The sequence below is a fragment of the Corynebacterium sp. CCUG 51687 genome (assembly GCF_024453995.1).
Taxonomy (GTDB): domain Bacteria; phylum Actinomycetota; class Actinomycetes; order Mycobacteriales; family Mycobacteriaceae; genus Corynebacterium; species Corynebacterium pseudogenitalium.
In genome coordinates this window covers 107,751-129,134 of the sequence record NZ_JAGPYT010000006.1, presented here as the reverse complement: position 1 = coordinate 129,134, position 21,384 = coordinate 107,751, and the positions used below count along the sequence as shown (strand labels likewise).

Sequence of the window (21,384 nt, the reverse complement as noted above, 5' to 3'; positions counted from 1 at the left end):
CCTAGGGGAAATCCAGGAATGTGGTGCGTGTAGGGGTTGGTTGATGCTTGATGGGGTAGGGTTGGCGTCGATAAGTGTTGAGAGGGGAACAGCATGGCAAACGTGAATGATGTGGCGAGATACATTTTGGAGCGTCAGGGGGAAAGCCTGAGTACCATGAAGCTGCAAAAACTCGTTTACTACGCACAGGCTTGGAGCTTGGTCTGGGACGAGAAGCCGCTTTTTAGCTCCCGTTTCGAGGCCTGGGCGAACGGCCCAGTGTGCCGCGAACTATACAACCAACACCGTGGGCACTTCACCGCGACCCCTGCAATGTTTCCCGGCGATGCTCACCGGCTCACAAACGATGAGCGGGAGACGATCGATACTGTGCTCGACGCATACGGACATCTCACTGGCCAACAGTTGAGCGACCTCGCGCATGGCGAGCGGCCCTGGCGGGAAGCCCGTGAAGGCGTTGCAGCGGGGGCACCCTCTACGAATGAGGTGAGTCAGGAAGTCATGCAGGATTTCTACAGTTCGATGCAGTCGGCGTCTGCGGTGTAGTTCGCGTGGGTGGGGGAAAGCGTAGTAGGAAGAAGCTTGCGCGTCAGCAAAACAACTTCGGGGGTAAGCGTGTTCCGCACTTGTCGCCGGTGGCAGGCGATAAAAGCGTGCCCAGTGAGGCGACACAAAGTGCCTGGCGGGAAATGCCTGTTCGGTGGACTGTCGCTGAATTGGACATCCCTCCTGGTGAGAGCTTGTGCCGATGGTCGCTGGAGGCCAAAGAGACGAAAGAGCTCTTGACATTTTTGGAGAGCATTTCACGAAAGACATGGAAAGAGTGCCTTGCTGAGACCGTCATGTCCGGCCGGAAGAAACGACCCCGCAACCATGACCAACACGTTTCGACCCTAAGTGTCGACGCCCAAAAGCGCATCCAAGCGCTGCCCTCTGCGGAGGAGCGCGTGTTTCGATTCCGCCTATCTGGCGAGACCCGATTATGGGGCTTCCGATCCGGTGACCTATTCCGGGTATTGTGGTACGACCCTCACCATGCCGTTTGCCCTGTAGAGAAGCGAAATACCTAGTGGGTCTGGACCTTGAGCACCAAATTCCCACGTGGGGTGCGCGCGACCTGGGGAAACACCTTGGGCGTTCGCGGGGGAATCCAGGAATTTGGTGCGCAGCAAGCTCAGCAGCAGACCCTACTTCTTGGTGGGGTCGACGCGCTTGGGGTGGTAGGCGGCGGGGCGGTCGTTGCGGCTGAGGGTGTCGGGGCTGCCGTAGAGGCCTTCGCGTCGGGCGACGCGGCCGAGGCGCTGCGCGGTGACGGGGTTGGTCATCAGGGCGAAGATGAGCAGGATGAGGATGACGCCGATGTCGTGAAGTTCGTGGGTGCCGACAGCCTCGCCGGTGCCGGCGGCCTGCCCATTCGAGAGTCGAATAATCGTTCCGATGATCATGAGGACCAGCCCCGTGGTTTGGGGCTTCGTGATGGCGTGGATGCGCGCCATGGTGGATTGGAATCGGGCGGTGCCGATGGCGGCAGAGAACACCATGAAGGCGCCGGGGAGGATGAAGACGAGGGAGGCGGCGTCGAGGAAGAATGCGAGTGTCATTGGTGGGTCCTTCCTAGGAGTTGTCGCGTTTGCGGAAGCGGGCGACGGACAGGGAGGCGATGAAGCCGAGGAGTGCGATCACCATCATGACGTTGACGACGGTGGTGTCGAGCGTCCAGCAGATGTAGAGGGCCAGCATGCATTGGAGTGATGCGGTGATGGCGTCGTTGCCGAGGACGCGGTCCATGGAGTCGGGGCCGACGATGACTCGCCAGGCCAGCACGAGGAAGCCGATGGCGAGGAAGACGCCGGCGACGATGAGGAATGCGTTGTATACCTGGGGGTTCATGGGTTATCGCCTGCTTTCGAAGATGTCGATCATTTGGCGCTCGAGTTTTGCCACGTTGGCGATTTCGCGGTCGATGTCGGTTTGGTTGTCGGCGTGGAGGACGTGGATGGTCCATTCGCGGTTGGCGATGTCGATGTCGGAGACGCTGCCGCCGGGTTGCAGGTTGTAGGCGCAGGTGGCGAGGTAGAGGACCAGGTCGTCGGAGACGCGCATGGGCACGCGGAGGATGGCATTCTTGGGTGGGGCGGCGGGCCGCAGCGCGAGCCAGGAGACTTTGGCGGAGGCGACGATGAGGTCGGCGAACCACTGCAGTACGAACAGCAGCAGTTTGCCCCAGTGGATTTTGTTGCCGCTGCGGGGGATGTTCGGCAGCGGCAGCACGAGCACGATCAGGACGCCGAGCGCCAGCCCGGCGGCGACGTTACCCCAGGTCAGGTCGCCTTGCATGAGGACCCACATGAATGCGAGCCAGAGGACGAAGGCGCCGCGGAAGCGGTTTCGGATGCCGGTGAGGAGGTGGTTCATCGGTGTGCTCCTGTCGGTTCGGCGGTTGCGCTGGCGGGGAGGGGGACTCGTTCTGTCGTGACGACGTCCTCTCCGTCACTCGAACGCGACGACTTGCGGGCGAGCGCGTCTTTGCCGCCGCCGGAGTCGGTGGGTTGGCGGAAGGCGTCGAGGTCCCGGGTCGGGTTGGCGGGGTCGCCGGACAGGACGGCGTGTTGGTAGATGCGTTGGTCGCTGGCGGATTCGGCGGCGCGGTCGGTGATGGCGGAGATCGGGCCGGCGAGGAACGTGATGGCCACGGACGTCGCTACGAGGAGCGCGGTGGACAGCAGCATGCCGGCGGGGATGCGGCCGACGTCGGCGCGGTCGTCGACGGCGATGGTGTCGTGGCGCTCGGTAAGCGATGAGGGACGCGCCATGGCGACGGATTCGGGGGCGTCGGCGCGGTCGCGCAGGAAGCCCTTGGACCAGACGAGGATCATGGCGTAGAGCGTCAACAAGGAGGTGACGACGGCCCCTGCGATGAGCACCCAGGCGAGCCAGGAGCCTTCGGCGGCGCCGGCCTGGATGAGCATGACCTTGCCGAGGAACCCGGAAAACGGCGGGATGCCGCCCAGGTTGAGCGCTGGGATGAAGTAGAGCAGCGCGATCAGTGGCGCGGTGTAGAGCAGGGAGCCGAGGCGGCGCAGCTGCGCGGACCCGGCCTGGCGCTCGATCAGGCCGACGACCAGGAAGAGCGAGGTCTGCACCAGGATGTGGTGCACGGCGTAGAAGATGGCGCCGGACAGGCCGGCGACGGTGCCGAGGGCGATGCCGAAGATCATGTAGCCGATGTGGCTGACGAGGGTGAAGGAGAGGAGACGCTTGATGTCGTTCTGCGCGAGCGCTCCCATTACTCCGATGACCATGGTCAGTAGTGCGACCCACATCAGGAGGGTGTCGAGGGAGCCGTCGATAAATATGGTGGTGCGGACGCGAATGATGGCGTAGACGCCCACCTTAGTGAGCAGCCCGGCGAACACCGCGGTGACCAGGGAGGCGGCGGTGGGGTAGGAGTCTGGGAGCCAGGCGTCGAGCGGGAAGACGGCCGCTTTGATGCCGAACGCGACGAGCAGCGTGGCGAAGATCGCGGCGCGCGTGCCGTCCGGGACCTCGGCCATGCGCTGGCCGACCTGCGCCATGCTCACCGTGCCGGTGGAGGAGTAGATCAGCGCGAGCGCGAACAGGAACACCATCGAGGACGCCATGGAGACCATCACGTAGCCGATGCCGGCGCGCACACGCCCCGGCGAGGCGCCGAGAGTGAGCAGCACGTACGAGGCCACGAGGAAGACCTCGAAGCCGACGTACAGGTTGAACAGGTCGCCGGCGAGGAAGGACAGGTTCACGCCCATGCACAGCAGCATGTAGACGGGGAGGAAGACGGCGACTGGGTCGTCCTCGTCGCCGTCGCGAAGCCCTTGGGAGATGCCGTACCACATGACGGCGAACAGCACGATGGAGGAGACGAACACCATGATGGTGGACAGGCGGTCCGCCACCAACGTGATGCCGATGGGTGCTTCCCAGCCGCCCATCTGGACGGTCTGGATGCCGTGGACATCTGCGATGATGATCATCGCACCCGAGATGACGGCCAGCGCGAGCAGTGTGGTCAGCGCGATGGTGCGCTGCAGGGTGACGGCGCGCCCGGTGACCAGGATCAGCGCCGCGGCGAGTGCTGGCAGCAGCAGCGGCATGACGGTGAGGATCGGCATGGCGGGCAGCGCCCAGTGGGCGAACTCGAACAGGTTATTCGTCATCGTCGGCCTCCTTGACGGGGTCTTCGAAGGAGCGGGGGCCGAAGGCGTCGCCCTCGGAGCTCATGCGTCCGGTCTCTGGGTCGTCGGAGGCGTCGTGGTCGGGGGCCGCCGCCGCGGTCTTGGGGCGGGCGGCGATTGCGCGGTCTTCCTCGTCGCGTTCGATGATGTCGTCGGTGCGGTAGCGGTACTGGCGGTAGGCCAGGGCCAGCATGAACGCGACCATCGCCATCGAAATGACAATCGCGGTGAGGATCATCGCCTGCGTGAGCGGGTCGGCGGTGCGCTCGCCGAACAGGGTGGACATGCGTCCAATGATCGGCGGGGAGCCGGCCTGTCCGCCGGATTGCAGCAGCAGCAGGTTCGCGCCGTTGCCGAGCAGCAGCACGCCCATGATCATGCGGGTCAGCGCCCTATCGAGCATCAGGTACACGCCGGTGGCCACGAGCACACCCGACCCAATGAGCAGGAACAGGTTCGCTTCCATCACTCGCTCCTTTCGCGGCCACGCGCGGTGGTGTGCACCGGCGCCCCAATTGTCGACGCCCTGCCGCGCCCCGCCGTCGCGTCACCGTCACCAGTGACCACTTCTCGACGGCTCTCTCGCTCCAACCGTTTCGCCGCCTGCGCCTCGCGGCGTCGTTTATTCTTCTCCTGCAGCTCACGGGCGCGCTGGCGAGCGTACTGCTTGCGGTTGTCTTCCTCTTGGTCGAGGTAGCCGCCCATGGAGGTCAGGATGTGCAGGGTCAGGCCGACGACGATGAAGTACACGCCGCCGTCGAACACGAGTGCCGAGGTGACATCAAACGAGCCGATAAGCGGCAACGTGACCGTGGTGTAGCCGGACGTGAGCGGCGGGTTGCCGAAGAACATCGGGGTCACCGCCGCGGCGAAAGAGAACAGCATGCCGGTGCCCAGCAGCTTCGCCGGGTCCACTGGCAGCGCCTCCTCGATTTCCTGGCGCCCGCCTGCGAGGTAGCGCAGCGTGAACGCCAGCGCCGCCACCAGCCCGCCGGCGAAGCCGCCGCCGGGTGCGTTGTGGCCGCCAAAGAAGAAGTACAGGGACAGCAGGATCATCGACGGGAACAGGATCCGCGTTGCGACGTCCACCATCAACGAACGGTTCTGCGCCGTCTCCGAGTCCACGCCGCTGGCCAGCCAGCGCGCCTTCGTGGTGGACAGCGTCGGGCGCCTTGAGGAGCGCCCGAACTTGCCGGTGCCGAAGATCAGGCTGGCCACGCCCGTTGCCGCGATCACCAGCACGATGATCTCGCCGAACGTATCGGCCGCGCGCAGGTCCACGAGCAGCACGTTCACCGTGTTGCGTCCGTGGCCGATGTCGTGCGCCAGCTCCGGCATGAACACCGAGATCGGGTCGGCGGTGCGCGCGCTCATCGCGAACATGGCCACCACCACAACCGAGACGCCCGTCAGAATCGACAGCCAGGCGCGGGCCCGGTTGTCCTCGTTGCGGGGCTCGACCTCCGTCGGCATCTTGCGAAGGATCAGCATGAACACCACCATCACGATGGTCTCCACCAAGGCCTGCGTCAGCGCCAGATCCGGCGCGCCGTGCAGGGCGAAGATCGTCGCCATGCCGTAGCCGGTCAGCCCCACCATCACTACGGCTGAGAGGCGGTTGCGCTGGACCGTCGCAAAGACTGCCATGCAGACCATGATGAACACCACCAAGCCCTGCCACGGCGAATCCCACAGCAGCATCCGAATATCGTTCGAGCGGCCCAGCACCAGCGCCGCCAGCGGCACCACGGCCAACACCGCGAAAATCACGCCGAGGTTGATCACCAGGGAACCGCGCTGCGTCGACGCCGTCAAGCGCAGCGACGCCGTGCGCAGCTGTGCGAGCAGCGCGTCCCACAGGTCGTCACCATCGCCGAGCGCCGGCTTGCCCGTCTGCAGCGGCTTCAGCAACGCACGCTGCCAGAACATGACGACGCCACCCAGCACAATCACGGCCGTCAGCACCAGCGGGATCGTTATCCCGTGCCACAGCGCCAACTCCTGCTGCTCGCCGCCGGGGAAGCGCACGTCCAGGTACTCGTTGAACGCCGTCGACAGCAGCACCGGGAAAATACCGCACACCACCGTCAGCGTGGTCAGCACCGTCGGCGAAATCCACAGGGTCGGGCCGATCGGGTGCATCTCGCGCACCGCCTCCGACTCGCCGTTGTTGTGTGCTGGCTTCGTCGCAAAGGCGGACCACCAGAAGTACAGCGAGTACGCCATGGTCAGGATGGAACCAGCGACGATCGCCACCAACGTCATGTAGCCCGGCATGCCGTGCAGCATCTCCTCGTTGAGCACCGCCTCGAGCGCCGATTCCTTCGCCACAAAGCCGAAGAACGGCGGAATACCCGCCATCGATGCCGCCGACACCGCCGCCAGAAACGCCACAAACGGCTCCCGCTTCGCCAACCCCGAAAGCTCGTGGATGTCGCGGGTGCCCGTCGTGTGGTCAATCGCGCCGACAATCATGAACAGCGTCGCCTTAAACATCGAGTGCCCAAACGTAATCGCCAGGCCAGCCATTGTCGCCTCACGCGACCCAATGCCGATCACCGTCGTGATAAAGCCCAGCTGCGACACCGTGCCGTACGCCAGGATCAGCTTCAGGTCACGCTGCTTCAGCGCCAACCAGCCACCCAGGATCATGGTGAACACGCCCGTCGAAAGCACCACCAGATGCCACGTACTCACCACCGCCATATCCGGCGCCAGGCGCGCCACCAGGTAAATCCCGGCTTTCACCATCGCCGCCGAGTGCAAGTACGCCGACACCGGCGTCGGCGCCGCCATCGCTCCCGGCAACCAAATGTGCCACGGGGCCTGCGCCGACTTCGTCATCGCCCCCAACATAATCAGCACAATTGCCGTCGAAATCGCAGGCGTATTCTCAATATTCGCAAACTGGGAGACCTCGCTGAGCCGCCAAATGCCCGTCTTGTAGCCCAGCAAGTTAATACCGACGAGCATCGCCAGCCCGCCAAACGTCGTAATCATCAGGGCCTGGATGGCGGCGCGTCGTGAAGAAGCCCGCTCACCGTAATAGCTGACCAGCATGTACGAGAGTATCGACGTCAACTCCCAAAACACGTACATCAGCAAGAAACTGTCCGAAATCACCAACCCGTACATCACGGAGGCGAACATGGTCAGCTCCCCGCCAAACTTGGCCAACCTGCGCGGATTCGAATCGAAATACCCCCAGCAGTACAACAACACCAAGGAGCCGACGCCCAAAATAATCAAACTGAACAAGCCCGCCAGGGCGTCCAACCTGAAATCCAGGTTCAACTCCGCCGACGGCATCCACGGAATCCGCGAAACGATCTCCCCACCATCCACAAAGACACCCTTTGCGAACAGGTACACCATCCACGCGAACCCGCCCAGCGGCACCAACGCAACCAGCGCAAACGCCGACCTACCGATCGTACGGATCAACAACGGCGCCGCCGCAGTCGCGACGAATAGCGCGACAAGTAGCGTCAACACAACCCGGGCCCTCCTTGTTCAGCTTCATCAGCTTCTTCAGCTTCGGCGCGCCACAGCAACGCAGCTGCCCACCATGCACCGTCGAAACTAGAAACAAGGCGCGTCATGATCAGTGGCGCGACCAACAAAAATTCACTGTACTCACAGCCCCGACATTTTGCGAACGGTTTTCGCCCTGGTTGGCCTGCCTGTCTGGCCCCCTCGTGCGCCTGCGCCTCGCGCCCGCGCCCCCTTCGAAAAAGTTCCCGCGACTGGGAACCATTTTGCGTTTCAGGCTGGTTCCGGTCGACCATCGGTTGCGTTTCTGCAGGTCGCGACGGCTGTCCACAAAGAAAGTTCCCGGGTTCAACGCTGATCGCGGGAACTTTTCCGAGGTGACGGGTTCGCGCGCCGTGGCTTTCACGTGATCTTGTTCGTGTCGAGGTGTTAAAGGAGTGCGACGCTGGTCGCCGGAAACCGTCTCTGGCCGGTGAAAATGTGCGACCTGCATCGCACGCTTCTAAGCGCACGCTTTTAACCTTGGAGGCGGCAAACGGGGAGGGTCGACCGGCAAATAGAAGTTCGAAAACCCCCAAATCTGCAAAGTGTAGTAGGTGGATTGTAGTAATCCTCGAAAAAACGTGCGAAATGCGGATTGCTACCATCCTGTTACTACAGTTTGGGTTTTGGCGGCGCCCAGGCAGCGCCCCAGCCAGCCAAAACCCGGCTACTTCCCGTACTGCTGCAGGAAGAGCGCTTCGGCCACCGCGATGCGTTCGATTTCGGTGGGGTCGACGGATTCGTCGACGCCGTGGATGCCGCACTGCGGTTCCTCGACGCCGTAGAGGGCGATGGCGGCGTCGGGGAAGTGGTTCTGCAGCGTGATGGTCAGTGGGATGGAGCCGCCGGAGCCGATGAGGGCGAGGTCGGCGCCGTCGTAGGCGGTTTGGAGGCAGTCGCCGAACAGGGCGATGGCGGGGTGTTCTGGGTCGGTGGCGAATGGTTCGTTGACGCCGGAGATTTCGACGGTGACGTGGGCGCCGTTGGGGGTGTGGGCGTGGATGTGCTCCTTGACGGCGTTGGCGATGGCGGCGGCGTCGGTGCCTGCAGGGACGCGGAGGTTGTATTGGGCTTCGGCGCGGTGGTTGACGGCGTTGACGGCGTCGGCGACGGGGGTGGAGGTGAAGCCGATCATGGTGATGGCGGGGCGGGCCCAGACCATGTCGGCGGGGTTGTCGTCGGGGGTGCCGTTGAGGGTGACGCCGTCGAGAACGCCGGCGTCGGTGGCGAAGGTGTCGGCGGGGTAGGGCTGGCCGTCCCAGGTGGCGGTGCAGTCGACGCCGTCGATGGTGGTGCGGCCGGTGTCGTCGAAGAGGGAGTCAGTGATGCGGACCAGGGCGTGGGCGGCGTCGGGGGCTGCGCCGCCGAAGGAGCCGGAGTGGACGGCGCCTTCCAGCGTTTCGACGGTCACGTTGATCTGGGCGCCGCCGCGCAGGGAGGTGGTGAGCGTTGGGACGCCGACGGCGGCGTTGCCCGAGTCGGCGATCATGATGGCGTCGGCGCGGAAGAGGTCGGGGTGGGCGTCGATAAGTTTGCCGAGGCCGTCGTCGCCGCCGAGCTCCTCGGAGCCTTCGACGACGACTTTGATGCCGAGGTCGGTGCCGCCGTTGGCCTGGATGAGGCGCAGTGCTTCGAGGTGCATGGCGAGGTTGCCTTTGCAGTCGGCGGCGCCGCGGCCGTACCAGCGGCCGTCGCGTTCGGTGAGGGTGAAGGGGTCGCTGGTCCAGGCGTCGGGGTTGTTGGCGGGTACGACGTCGTAGTGGGAGTAGAGGAGGACGGTGGGGGCGTCGCCGACTGGGGCTTTGGTGGCGATGATGGTGTCAGCATTATCGACGGTCGCGTGGCGGGTCACGTCCAACCCGAGGGCTTCGAGCGCGGAAACCGTCCAGGCGCAGGCGGCTTCATGCTGGTCAGCAAGCTCGGGGGTGGAGTGTGGGGAGTTGAAGCTGACGAGGGCGGAGAGGTCGTCGAAAATGCGGCCACGGTTTGGGGTAAAAGCTGTTTGTGTCATGTGGTCGAAAGTACCACCAACCGAGGGGGTACAATTCCCCACGTTCGTTTTTATGCCTATATTGAAAGGTCTTGCAATGGCCTCGACGATGCGTGAGTTGACGCTGCGCGGGATCATCATTGGTGGCTTGATCACCTTGGTGTTTACTGCCGCGAATGTGTATTTGGGGTTGAAGGTCGGGTTGACTTTTGCCACGTCCATTCCGGCGGCGGTGATTTCCATGGCGGTGCTGCGGAAGTTTGCTGGGCACAATGTGCGTGAGAACAACATTGTGCAGACGATTGCGTCGGCGGCGGGTACGCTTTCGGCGATCATTTTCGTCCTTCCGGGCTTGGTGATGGTCGGCTACTGGCAGGGTTTCCCCTTTTGGACGACCGCCCTCGTCTGTGCCCTCGGTGGCATTTTGGGCGTGATGTATTCGATTCCGTTGCGTCGCGCGCTGGTGACCGGCTCTGACCTGCCGTACCCGGAGGGGGTTGCGGCGGCAGAAGTGCTGCGCGTCGGCGACGGCGATAATGGCGGTTCGGAGCGCGATCACGCGGAGAACTCTGAGGGCCTGCGCGTGATTATTCTTGGTGCGGTTACGTCGGCATTCTATTCCTTATTGACGGCCATGAAGGCGGCGGCCAGCGAGGTTGCCGGGTTCTTCCGTGTTGGTGGGGGCGGCACGATGATGGGTGGTTCGCTGTCCTTGGCGCTGCTGGGCGTGGGCCACTTGGTGGGCTTGTCGGTGGGGATTGCGATGCTGGTTGGCGTCGTGATTTCCTTTGCAATCCTGTTGCCGATGAAGTCGGCGGCCCATATGGACGAAGGCTTGGAGCTTGCCGAGGTTGTCTCCACGACGTTCGCGGACGAGATCCGCTTTATCGGTGTGGGCACGATGGCGGTGGCGGCGCTGTGGACGCTGATCAAGATCGCGAAGCCGATTGCGACGGGTATTGCGTCGTCGTTGGCGGCGTCGAAAAAGAGGCACGAGGGCGTGGCCGTCGATGTGACGGAGCGTGACATCCCGTTCCCGATCGTGGCGGGTGTGATTGTGGCGTCGATGCTGCCGATTGGTCTGCTGCTGTGGAACTTCGTGCGCGGCACCGACATCCACGAGCACGCGCTGTCGCTGACCATGATTTCGGTGCTGTTTATCCTGGTCATTGGCCTGATTGTGGCGTCGGTGTGTGGCTACATGGCGGGGCTGATTGGGGCGTCGAACTCCCCGATTTCCTCGATCGGCATCATTGCGGTGCTCTCGTGCGCGCTGCTGATTGGCGCGTTCATGGCGGGCACGGACGCGAATGCGGCCTCGCTGGTGGCGTACACGCTGTTTACGGCGGCGATTGTGTTCGGCATCGCCACGATTTCGAACGATAACCTGCAGGACCTCAAGACTGGCCAGCTCGTGGGGGCGACGCCGTGGAAGCAGCAGGTGGCGCTGATTATTGGTGTGCTGTTCGGCTCGGTGGTCATCCCGCCGATCCTGCAGGTGATGCTCACCGGCTTCGGCTTCCAGGGCATGGAGGGCGCAGGCCCGGACGCGCTCGCGGCACCGCAGGCGGCGCTGATGTCCTCGGTGGCGAACGGCATTTTCAACAGTTCGCTGGATTGGGGCTTGATTCTGCTGGGCGCGGGCATCGGCGTTGCGCTCATCATTATCGACGAGACCCTCACCCGCACCACGGGCAAGTACAGCTTGCCGCCGCTGGCTGTGGGCATGGGCATGTACCTGCCGGTGGCGGTGACGGTCATCGTGCCGATCGGCGGGCTGATCGGATACATCTATAACCGTTGGGCGCAGGTGCAGCGCCACCCGGACTTCGCGCGCCGGATGGGCACCCTGGTGGCCACGGGCATGATCGTTGGCGAGTCCCTGTTCGGCGTGCTCAACGCGGCGCTCATTGCGGGCGCGGCGGGGGAGAGCCCGCTGGAGGTGTTCACGGAGCAGTCCTGGACGCCGTGGTTCAGTACGGCCCTGTTCGTTGTGTTGGTGTGGTTCGTGTACTCGAAGACGCGCTCCAAGGTCAGCAAGGTGGCCGAAGATGGTTCCTTGCACTCGGCGGGCGAGAGTGCTAAAACTGTGTCTTAGCACTCGAGGCAATTGAGTGCTAACGCGGGTGAGGTTGGCCGCGCGCTGACCGTGCCGTCGCGGGCGCCTGCATTTTACGACGAATACAAGGAGAAAACTTACATGGCTAAGATGATCGCATTCGACGAGGAAGCACGCCGCAGCCTAGAAAACGGCCTGAACACACTAGCCGACGCCGTCAAGGTCACCCTTGGTCCAAAGGGACGCAACGTTGTCCTGGAGAAGTCCTGGGGCGCACCAACCATTACCAACGACGGTGTCACCATCGCCCGCGAGATTGACCTCGAGGACCCATACGAGAAGATCGGCGCCGAGCTGGTCAAGGAAGTAGCCAAGAAGACTGACGACGTCGCCGGCGACGGCACCACGACCGCAACAGTCCTGGCACAGGCGCTGGTCCGCGAGGGCCTGCGCAACGTCGCAGCTGGCTCCAACCCGATGGGCATTAAGCGCGGCATCCAGGCAGCGACCGAGAAGGTCTCCAAGTACCTGCTGGACAACGCGAAGGAAGTAGAGACCCAGGAGCAGATCGCCTCCACGGCAGGCATTTCGGCCTCCGACCCGGAGATCGGCAAGAAGATCGCTGAGGCGATGTACGCCGTCGGCAACGGTGCGGTGAACAAGGAATCCGTCATTACCGTTGAGGAGTCCAACACCTTCGGCGTTGACCTCGAAGTCACCGAAGGCATGCGCTTCGACAAGGGCTTCATCTCCGCATACTTCGCCACCGACATGGAGCGCGGCGAAGCCGTCCTGGAAGACCCATACATCCTGCTGGTCTCCTCCAAGATCTCCAACGTCAAGGACCTCGTTCCGCTGCTGGAGCAGGTCATGCAGTCCGGCAAGCCACTGCTGATCATCGCCGAGGACGTCGAGGGCGAAGCCCTCTCCACCCTCGTCGTGAACAAGATCCGCGGCACCTTCAAGTCCGTCGCCGTCAAGGCACCAGGCTTCGGCGACCGCCGCAAGGCCATGCTGCAGGACCTCGCCATCCTCACCGGCGGCCAGGTCATCTCCGAAGAGGTCGGCCTCTCCCTGGAGACCGCCACCCCTGAACTGCTCGGCCAGGCACGCAAGGTCGTCGTGACCAAGGATGAGACCACCATCGTCCAGGGCGCCGGCGACCAGGCGCAGATCGACGGCCGCGTCAAGCAGATCCGCGCCGAAATCGAGCACTCCGACTCCGACTACGACCGCGAGAAGCTGCAAGAGCGCCTGGCCAAGCTGGCCGGTGGCGTCGCAGTGATCAAGGTTGGCGCAGCCACCGAGGTTGAGCTCAAGGAGCAGAAGCTGCGCATCGAGGACGCCGTCCGCAACGCGAAGGCAGCCGTCGAGGAAGGCATCGTCGCCGGCGGTGGCGTCGCACTCCTGCAGGCCGCCCGCGAGCTTGTCGACGACCTCGGGTTCGAAGGCGACGAAGCAACCGGTGTGAAGATCGTCCGCGAGGCGCTGTCCGCACCACTGAAGCAGATCGCTCTGAACGCTGGCCTGGAGCCGGGCGTCGTCGCCGACAAGGTTGCCAACCTGCCTGACGGCCAGGGCCTGAACGCCTCCAACGGCGAGTACGTGGACATGATGGAAGCCGGCATCAACGACCCGGCAAAGGTAACGCGCTCTGCACTGCAGAACGCGGCCTCCATCGCGGCCCTGTTCCTGACCACCGAGGCCGTCGTTGCCGACAAGCCTGAGCCAGCCGGTGCTGCCGGTGCAGGCATGGACCCAGACGCCATGGCAGGCATGATGTAAACCGCTAGTTTCTGACTGGCTTTCTCCCGGGCGCCCCGCTTTCGCGGTGGGGTGGCCCGGGATTTTTGCGTGTTGTGGCGTTGTGGTTGGTCGGGCTTCGGGTTGGGGTATGGCTCTTCGGTTTGTTCGAGATTTTGTGAACAGAATTGCGTGTGGCTCGGCATAGGTTTCGCGCTGTTTCCACCTCGATTTCGTTCCCGTCGACCTCTTCCCGTCGACCAACCCAGGTCACGGCAATTTGGGCTGTTTCACGCGATTTTGCTGATTTCGCGCTGATCAGCGTTGGTCGACCGGAGGAGGTCGACCGGAATGATTGTGGCGGCAAAGGGCCTTGCGTCGGCAGCGCTGAAAACTCCCCCATAAGTGGTCAGAAAGTATGAGGAATCTCTAAGAGTTTTGGAGAATCCTGACGGTCAGAATGTCTAGCGTTAACTGACAGCCGGCTACATATGTAATGGTCAACGAATAAAACCGGTTTGCGCTGCATAAATGGGTCAATATGTCGGCTGAGAAACCTTGAGATTTCGTACTAAATGACTTGGACAAAGCGGGGGGGGGGTGCTTAAATTCAATGCGTTCCCAAAGTTGGGCCACTGGCGCGTGCGCAAGAAACCTAACTTCTTGAAGTGCGCTGAGGGCCCCAAGAGACCTCTTTTGGAAGGAAACCAAATGACAATTGCCCTCAAGAAAACCGCCGCGATCGCAATCGCAGCAGGCCTGACCTTCGCCGGCTCTGCTGGCATCGCTGCGCAGGACGCGATGGCGCAGGAGAACGGCCCAGCTGTCGCGAAGTCGACGATCGATGTCGCCAAGAAGGGTTCCATCACCCTCTACAAGAAGGCTGACCCAGAAAGCCTTGGTACACCTACGGGCGAGGAAGACACCACGGTCAAGGGAGAAAACCTTAAGGATGCTGGGTTCACCCTGTACCCTGTCACTAATGCTGACCTGACGACAAATGCAGGTTTGGTGGCCGCATCAAAGCTGACCGCGGGTAGCGCGAAGCTTGGAACCCCGTTCGCAGAGGTGAAGACAGATAAAGACGGCAAGATTGTCTGGTCAGACCTCAAGGTTGGCGTCTATCTCGTTAAGGAAACTTCTCCTGTAGCGGGTTACTCCCCGGCAGCTGACTTCCTCGTGTTCGTGCCGATGACGAAGGCCAACGCTCAGGCTGGTGGCACGGAGTGGATGTACGACGTCGTTGCTTACCCGAAGAACTACAAGCAGAAGGAACCGAAAAAGTCTGTCGTTGACTCTGGCAAGAATGTAAGCCAGCAGGTTGAGTACACGATCGATACCTGGGCGCAGACGATCGATACTGATCGTCAAAAGCGCACCATCTACCGGATTGAAGATACTCTCGATCCGAAGGCTTCAACCACGGAGAAGGACGTCCAAGTTCTCGGCAACGACTTCGAGCCATCCGACTACAAGATCAAGGTTGAAGGTCAGAAAGTTGTTGTTACCTTCACTGAAGCTGGCGTAGCAAAGATTAAGAACGGCCAGCAGATCTCCGTCAAGATCACTGCGAAGGTCAACGAGATGCCTGCTAATGGCATCCTGAAGAACACCGCTGTGCAGATCGAGAACAACCCGAACAATGTTCAAGAGGAAAAGAAAAAGCCGACGAACGATGTCGAGACTCGTTACGCTGGCATCCAATTTAAGAAGGTGAGCAAGGAGCGTAAGCCGCTGGAGGGTGCTGAGTTCCAGGTCTACGGTGCCACGGATGGCCAGGACTGCAAGGCAGCGGTCACTAACGATAAGGCGCTTCAGACCACTGAAGGTAAGAGCACGTTCGTTTCTGGCCAGGACGGCATGGTGAAGATTGATGGTCTGCACGTCAACGACGGTGCAAACAACGATCCGAACACCAAGAACCAGTGGACCAAGTACTGCCTCGTTGAGACGAAGTCCCCGAAGGGCTTCGAGCTTTTGTCCCAGCCAATCGAGTTCACCCTGCTTTGGAAGAACGCTGGCACCCTCCAGAACATCAAGGTGGGCGACAACGATGGTGAGGTCGTCAACTTGGAGGACACTACGCCGTTCCTGCCAAACACCGGTGGTATGGGTATTGCCATCCTGATCCTGGCTGGTCTTGGAATCATCGGTGGCGGCGCATACGTCGCTCGCCGTAACTCCCAGGCCGCCTAGGTTCCATGGCCCTGATGTCGCGCTTTCTTAGCGCCACATCACGCCGTCGGCGGAGGGCGTAAAACTCCGCCCAGTTTTCCAAAATATTTCCCAACAAGAAAGACGTTGATTTCTGTGACTGCACCAACGAAGGCGAAGCACAGGCGGCAGCCTGGAGCGAAATCGCTGTTTCAGCGCGTCGGTGTTCCAGCTATCATCATCCTTCTTGGGCTGGCTGTTTTGATGTATCCGGTAGTTGCTACGCAGTGGAACAACCGAATGCAGGAACAGGTGGCAAAGGATTACGAAGCTCTGCTGCATGACCAGCCAGAGCCGCAATTGAATACTGAGATTGAAGCCGCCAGAGCGTACAACCAGGACCACAAAGACGGTCCAATCCTTGATCCATGGTTGGCTCGAGTTTCAAAAGATAATGCGTCGTATCAGGAGTACTTGCGGCAACTCGCAGGGTTTCCTGCGATGTCCCAGATTGTGATCCCAAGTACGAATACCCGCTTGCCGGTCTACCACGGTACTGCGGAGGATACGCTGCAAAAGGGTCTTGGCCACATGTTTGGCACGGCACTTCCGGTCGGTGGTGTGGGCACGCACTCCGTGATTACGGGACACACTGGGATTCCTACTGCCACCCTGTTCGACAACCTTTCCGACATCAAAGTCGGCGACGCCATCTATGTATCCACGTTTGGCGAGCGCATGAAGTACAAGGTGTACGACATCGAAGTTGTCCTGCCGGATGAGACCGACAGCCTGCGCGCCGACCCCGAGCGCGACCTGCTGACGCTGATCACCTGTACGCCGTACGGCATCAATACGCACCGGTTGCTCGTCCACGCGGAGCGAGTACCCATGGACCCAGATGAGGCCAGCGTCCTCGACGACTCCACCTCCACCCTGCAGTGGTGGATGTGGGCACTCGGTGGGGTGTCCCTGCTCATCCTGCTGGCGCTGATCTGGTGGGTGTACCGCGAAAAGAAGAAGAGCGACCGTTCCGGCGCTGTGAACGAGGAGGTTCTGTCCTAATGCGCTTGTCCCAACTATTGGCAGCGTGTGGTGCAGCCACGATGCTTGCCGCGGGTGCGTTTTCGCCCGCGGTGGCTGACGTGCGCCCAATCAGCGGTAATGACGCCAACCTGAATCCGGCGAGCATCGACAAGAATAAGCCGATCCAGTTGCTGCTGAAGAAGCAGGGCACCAACCCGTACGACCAGGTCCCGGCCGGTCAGAAGCCTCCCGCCATCGCCGGCGCCAAGTTCACCTTGTCGAAGGTGCGGGGCATCGACATCACCTCGGAGCAAGGCCGCAACGTGGCAAAGAAAACCACGCTTGACGACGCCCGCTCGCGCGGCCTCGACGTCATCGAAACGAAGGCGACGAACCAGCGCGGCGAGGTCATGTTCGACAACCTCACCCCGGGCCTGTACCTGGTGGAGGAGTCCGCGCCGGACACGAAGTACGAGTACCACCTGAGCAGCCCGAAGCTGCTCATCCTCCCACTTCCTGACGAACGCGGCATCCGCTACGAGTACGAAAACGTCCTGGTGATGAAGTGGGACAAGAGCTACGGCACCCCACCACCGTGGGAGCCTTCCGAGCCACCATCAACGACGCCAACAAAGCCCGGTAACACGGTGACCACGACGAAGACGACGACGTCGACACCTCCTCGAGTGAGCACCACCATCCGGACGACGTACACCACGACCCCTCCGAATGGCACACCGACAACGGTGACGACCACGGTGCCGTCGACAATCGTGACAACGAAACCGAACGGGGTGGTCACGACGGTGACCCACCCCCGCGCCGTCCCCGAGAAAGAGCGCGGGTCGCTGGCGTCCACCGGCGCGAACGTGCTGTGGGCCGCGGGACTTGGCGGACTGTTAATTGTGCTGGGATTGTTCCTGGCGCGGCGAAGCAAGAACGAGACACGGTAAAGCGGAAGTAGGGAAAGAAAAATGCGAAACTTTATCAAACCTGCAGGATCTCCTGCTCGGCACCGTGCCCGTGGACTTGCAGCCGTAGTAGCCTCGGTGGCGTTGGCCGCCGGCCTGGGCGCGTACCCGGCCGTTCAGGCGGAGGAGACCACGACGGTCTCCGACATCACTACCGACGACGCCGGCCTGCCCACCTACTCGTGGATGGACGACGACACACCGTCTTCCTCCGCCACGCCTTCGGCGCCTGCCGCAGCGTCGGCCTCTAATCCGGCCTCTGCATCTGCTTCGAAACCAGCAGAGGCCCCGGCCACCGCGAACCCCGTGACCGTCGAGCGCAAGGGCGTCGTTGACCGCATCGTGGTCAACGACCCCGATGGCGAGGCATGGGAGTTCGGCGGCAAGGCGTCGAAGGAAAACATCTTCGCGCTCAAGCGTGAGGGCAAGGGCGAGATCAAGGAAGTCCTGTCCGTCACTGCTGATGGCCGCAAGCTCGAGCCTTACGACTACGGCTACGTGAACGCTAAGGATGGCGGTTTTGTGGCGTTCAACCTGAACGCCCTGCACACGATTCCGCCGCAGGTCGTTGAGATTGAGGCCCGCACGACCGACGCCGGTGAGTACGCGATCGCCGAGAGCGCCGAAGTGCCGTCCGAGGCACAGCTTGCCGAGTCTGGTTATGGCAAGGGGCGCCCCGCGGAGGAGGTTGCGGATTCACAAGACCGCGCTGCTGCCCCGGGAGATATTCCGGGTGTCCCAGGGCAGCAGGATCAAGAGTTTTCTCTTACCGATGCTAAGCCAGATTTCTTGGGGGACAACCCCCAAATTGAATTTAAGATCAACGAGACTGGTAACTGGCGAGTAACCAGGTTCGCCATCAAGAAAAACCGAAACGATAACAATACGAAGGATATCTCCGGTCCAGTTAGGATCCGCGTCGTTCGTCAGGGGGCGATTGTCGTTGACCGAACCATTGATTTCGCTAACGCGATTTTTTGGAATAAGAACGCCAAGGGAAAGTCTTATGACACGGAGTTTCAGCTCATTCCGAGTATTACTGACCTCTATATCAAGGGTGGCGACTCGGTAATCCTGAATCCCGTGGCACCTCCAAACGGTATTTACCGGGTCCAGATGTGGGGCCAGGACATGGACAATAAGCCTCAGGACCACAAGGTGAATGTCGCAGGTGATGGTATTCCAGTATCCTCGCACACGACTATTGGCGACAATCCGTACGAGACAACATTCGATGTTCAAGCGCGTTCTAATTTCTCAAGTGCAACAGTAACTCTGAGCCCTTCAGTCCGATTAGAAGATGTGTTTTTCTCTATTCCAATTGAGCAAACGGACGGTGTAAGGCTCGAAAATAAAGTTGAGACCTACCCGGATCGTGTGGTTATTACATGGTTCCCGACGAAGGACGGCCGCCGAATCGACTCGGTACCGGTTTCGGCAGACTCGACTGTGACGCTTCGGACTTCCTACAGATCGGCTCCAACCAGACCCGAGGACATCACTTTGCAAGGCTCCCTCGCGGCTCCGGTAGAGAAAGATCTTCCGATTCTTCCTTCAGCCGACGCTGACGTGTTGCCACTTACGCACGGCGATAAATGTGAGCTTCGCGATGTAAAATCTGTTCATCGACAGCCACCTCGCTTACTTTCCATTGCGGAGCAAAAATATGGCTTCCGACGATTTATCGTCGCGAGCCCACAAGCCTCTAGCAATAGAACTTCTTCGCAGCTGTATCTTCAGGTAGAAGACGGACAAGGTGCATTGCAGTCAGAAAAGATCGGACCCGCCAGCGGGTGGGTATATAACGCACTTGCCTACAACGAGAACGATAACTACCTCTATGCTGTTAGTCAGCCCAGGATTTCGGTGAAGACGGGCCACAGGGATGACCCTTGTTTCCCCGCAGGCCACTTACTGCAGATAAATCCTTATACGGGTGAAGTTTTTGATTTGGGCAAGCTTCAAGGACTTGATGGATTTCTTCCCGAGAATCATCCGGACAATACAACATCCAACGACCTCGGTAGCGGCATCAACGCAGGTACCTTCGATGATGACGGCACATACTGGGTCGCAGGTGCGTCTGTATGGGGTAGTGGCCGTCTTTACAGCGTGAATTTAGACACGATTACTGCAACGCTAAAGCCTGCAAAAAACGTGACTCTGCAAGCCAAAACAATCTGGAATCCGGGACAAACATTCCGTACGGTTTCAGAGGACTTTGTTGCCATCCCAGGTGCGAAAGGGTATCTGTGGGGCCTGCAAAGTGGGTGGGCGCAAAGCGATGGAAGGAACAAACAGCGCGTTTTCTTGGAACGTATTAGCACGAGCGGTGGTGCCCCCCTGCGCGTGGATATTACCGATATGAAGATGCCTGATGGGCAGACCGTCGGTCAGTTTCTTAACATTACAGACCAAGCGCCTGTTTGGGGACAAGCATGGGTTGAAGAAGACGGATCGATTGCTTTCGGAAAGGGTGGCCGGTCTTCCGTGGACTCGAACACAACGGAAGTAATCAAAATTAAGGTCGGGAACCCGACGGCGAAGGCTCCAAATCTCCTAAAAGTCGAAGTAGTCGGCGCTCAAACTGCACCGTCCTCATACAATACTGACGGTGCATCGGCAAAGGCTCCTACGACGACACCAGAACCAATTGTTCCAGACGTCACCAAAGAAGCGATTGGACAGTCTGCGAAGAAGCAGGAAGACGGGACCTATATAGTAAAATACCAGGTAAATGTAACAAACCCAGGAAATCGCGAGGCTGCCTATAGTAAGGTAGTCGACACTCCAACGATGCCGACGGGGATTGTTGTGAAAAAGACTTCTTGGTCCTTGGTCGATGAATTCGGGAAATCGTATGCCACGACATTTCAAACTGGCCAAGGTCCGTTTGTGCTATCTGGCGGTGGAACGATACAGCCGAAGGGGCTCAATAGATTTGGTGCTACAAGTAATGGCATCCATCAATTTAATGTTGAAATGACAATCTCTCTCGATGCCTATACAGGAAACGAGACTGGAGATGAATGTGCACCCGGCAAATCGCTTTTCAACTCTGTACAAGTTGGGCCCAAGGAGGCGAAGGCCTGTGTGCCTCCGCCAGAAGTAGAGAAAAAAGCTCGGCTTGTGATTGCAAAGATTTCTTCCGATGCAGTTTCGCACGAGCTATTGAAGCCAGAAAACCGTCTAGACGGTGCTGAGTTTATACTTCAAAAACTGGACGAAAATGGCCAAGTCATCGGTAATGGAATCCCAATGATTTACGATAAGGAGAATCGAATCTTCAAGTCAGAAGAATTGGAGCCGGGTCACTATCAGCTCGTAGAGACTCGGTCGCCTCAAGACAGTCTGGGTGTTTACAATCTTCTTGTGAAGCCGATTGTGTTTTCGTTGTCGGTGGACAACGGGAATGTGACGATCGCGCTAGATGAAGATGCCAAAATTGTCGCGACGCAGGTCGATAAGGCGGTGGCACCGAGCTCCTGGCAGCTTACCTCCCAGGATGCGGTACTGACCGTTGCCAACGTCCGCCAGGGCAACCTGCCCAAGACTGGCGGAAACGGCCTGCAACTGCCGATCCTCCTCGGCGGTGCGCTCATCGCCGCTGGTGCGTTGGTGGGACGACGACGGGTCGTCGCTTAGTGGAGAGTGCGTCCTGAGCGCGTGACGTTACGAACAAGCTGACGGGGC

Annotated in this window: 14 protein-coding genes; 7 read left to right on the top strand and 7 right to left on the bottom strand. The window is 60.7% G+C overall.

Translation table 11 applies throughout. The features are described 5' to 3' along the window. The first annotated feature begins 156 nt into the window (after positions 1-156). Positions 157-546 carry a Panacea domain-containing protein gene (locus KBX13_RS07610; protein WP_256021511.1) on the top strand — a complete coding sequence of 130 codons (390 nt, stop codon included), beginning with the start codon at positions 157-159 and terminating at the stop codon, positions 544-546. Between the two features lie 641 nt (positions 547-1,187). On the opposite strand, the gene KBX13_RS07605 is transcribed toward KBX13_RS07610, so the two are convergent. From KBX13_RS07605 to KBX13_RS07575, 7 genes are all read right to left on the bottom strand, one after another. Beyond that, the gene (locus KBX13_RS07605; RefSeq protein ID WP_256021510.1) at positions 1,188-1,601 is read right to left on the bottom strand and encodes a monovalent cation/H(+) antiporter subunit G; all 414 of its coding nucleotides are present in this window, start codon (positions 1,599-1,601) and stop codon (positions 1,188-1,190) included. Between the two features lie 13 nt (positions 1,602-1,614). After that, positions 1,615-1,890, bottom strand: a complete 276-nt coding sequence (locus tag KBX13_RS07600; RefSeq protein WP_256021508.1) for a monovalent cation/H+ antiporter complex subunit F — start codon at positions 1,888-1,890, stop codon at positions 1,615-1,617. A 3-nt stretch (positions 1,891-1,893) separates the two neighbouring features. Continuing rightward, positions 1,894-2,415 carry a Na+/H+ antiporter subunit E gene (locus KBX13_RS07595; RefSeq protein ID WP_256021507.1) on the bottom strand — a complete coding sequence of 174 codons (522 nt, stop codon included), beginning with the start codon at positions 2,413-2,415 and terminating at the stop codon, positions 1,894-1,896. Further along, a complete protein-coding gene (locus tag KBX13_RS07590; RefSeq protein ID WP_256021505.1) occupies positions 2,412-4,196 on the bottom strand; it encodes a Na+/H+ antiporter subunit D in 1,785 nt (594 codons plus the stop codon). Before KBX13_RS07590 ends, KBX13_RS07595 begins: the two co-directional genes overlap by 4 nt. After that, on the bottom strand, positions 4,186-4,680 hold the full coding sequence (locus tag KBX13_RS07585; protein ID WP_256021504.1) for a Na(+)/H(+) antiporter subunit C: 495 nt from the start codon (positions 4,678-4,680) through the stop codon (positions 4,186-4,188). The genes KBX13_RS07590 and KBX13_RS07585 overlap by 11 nt, the downstream gene beginning before the upstream one ends. Beyond that, positions 4,680-7,709: a Na+/H+ antiporter subunit A gene (locus KBX13_RS07580; RefSeq protein ID WP_256021502.1), complete on the bottom strand. Its 3,030-nt coding sequence runs from the start codon at positions 7,707-7,709 to the stop codon at positions 4,680-4,682. The genes KBX13_RS07585 and KBX13_RS07580 overlap by 1 nt, the downstream gene beginning before the upstream one ends. Before the next feature lie 706 nt (positions 7,710-8,415). Further along, positions 8,416-9,759 carry a dipeptidase gene (locus KBX13_RS07575; RefSeq protein WP_256021500.1) on the bottom strand — a complete coding sequence of 448 codons (1,344 nt, stop codon included), beginning with the start codon at positions 9,757-9,759 and terminating at the stop codon, positions 8,416-8,418. A gap of 76 nt (positions 9,760-9,835) precedes the next feature. Between KBX13_RS07575 and KBX13_RS07570 the strand changes: the two genes are divergently transcribed. The 6 genes from KBX13_RS07570 to KBX13_RS07545 all read left to right on the top strand — a co-directional run bounded on the left by KBX13_RS07570 (position 9,836) and on the right by KBX13_RS07545 (position 21,336). After that, entirely contained in the window at positions 9,836-11,836 is a 2,001-nt protein-coding gene (locus tag KBX13_RS07570) for an OPT family oligopeptide transporter (protein ID WP_256021498.1), read from the top strand. Positions 11,837-11,938: 102 nt separating this feature from the next. Continuing rightward, on the top strand, positions 11,939-13,582 hold the full coding sequence (gene groL, locus KBX13_RS07565; RefSeq protein WP_070363432.1) for a chaperonin GroEL: 1,644 nt from the start codon (positions 11,939-11,941) through the stop codon (positions 13,580-13,582). A 669-nt stretch (positions 13,583-14,251) separates the two neighbouring features. After that, entirely contained in the window at positions 14,252-15,736 is a 1,485-nt protein-coding gene (locus KBX13_RS07560; RefSeq protein WP_070361866.1) for a SpaH/EbpB family LPXTG-anchored major pilin, read from the top strand. 114 nt (positions 15,737-15,850) lie between these two features. Next, positions 15,851-16,759: a class C sortase gene (locus tag KBX13_RS07555; RefSeq protein WP_070361867.1), complete on the top strand. Its 909-nt coding sequence runs from the start codon at positions 15,851-15,853 to the stop codon at positions 16,757-16,759. Further along, positions 16,759-17,673, top strand: a complete 915-nt coding sequence (locus KBX13_RS07550; protein ID WP_070361868.1) for a SpaA isopeptide-forming pilin-related protein — start codon at positions 16,759-16,761, stop codon at positions 17,671-17,673. Before KBX13_RS07555 ends, KBX13_RS07550 begins: the two co-directional genes overlap by 1 nt. 21 nt (positions 17,674-17,694) lie before the next feature. Beyond that, the gene (locus tag KBX13_RS07545; protein ID WP_070361869.1) at positions 17,695-21,336 is read left to right on the top strand and encodes an LPXTG cell wall anchor domain-containing protein; all 3,642 of its coding nucleotides are present in this window, start codon (positions 17,695-17,697) and stop codon (positions 21,334-21,336) included. The last annotated feature ends 48 nt before the right edge of the window (positions 21,337-21,384 follow it).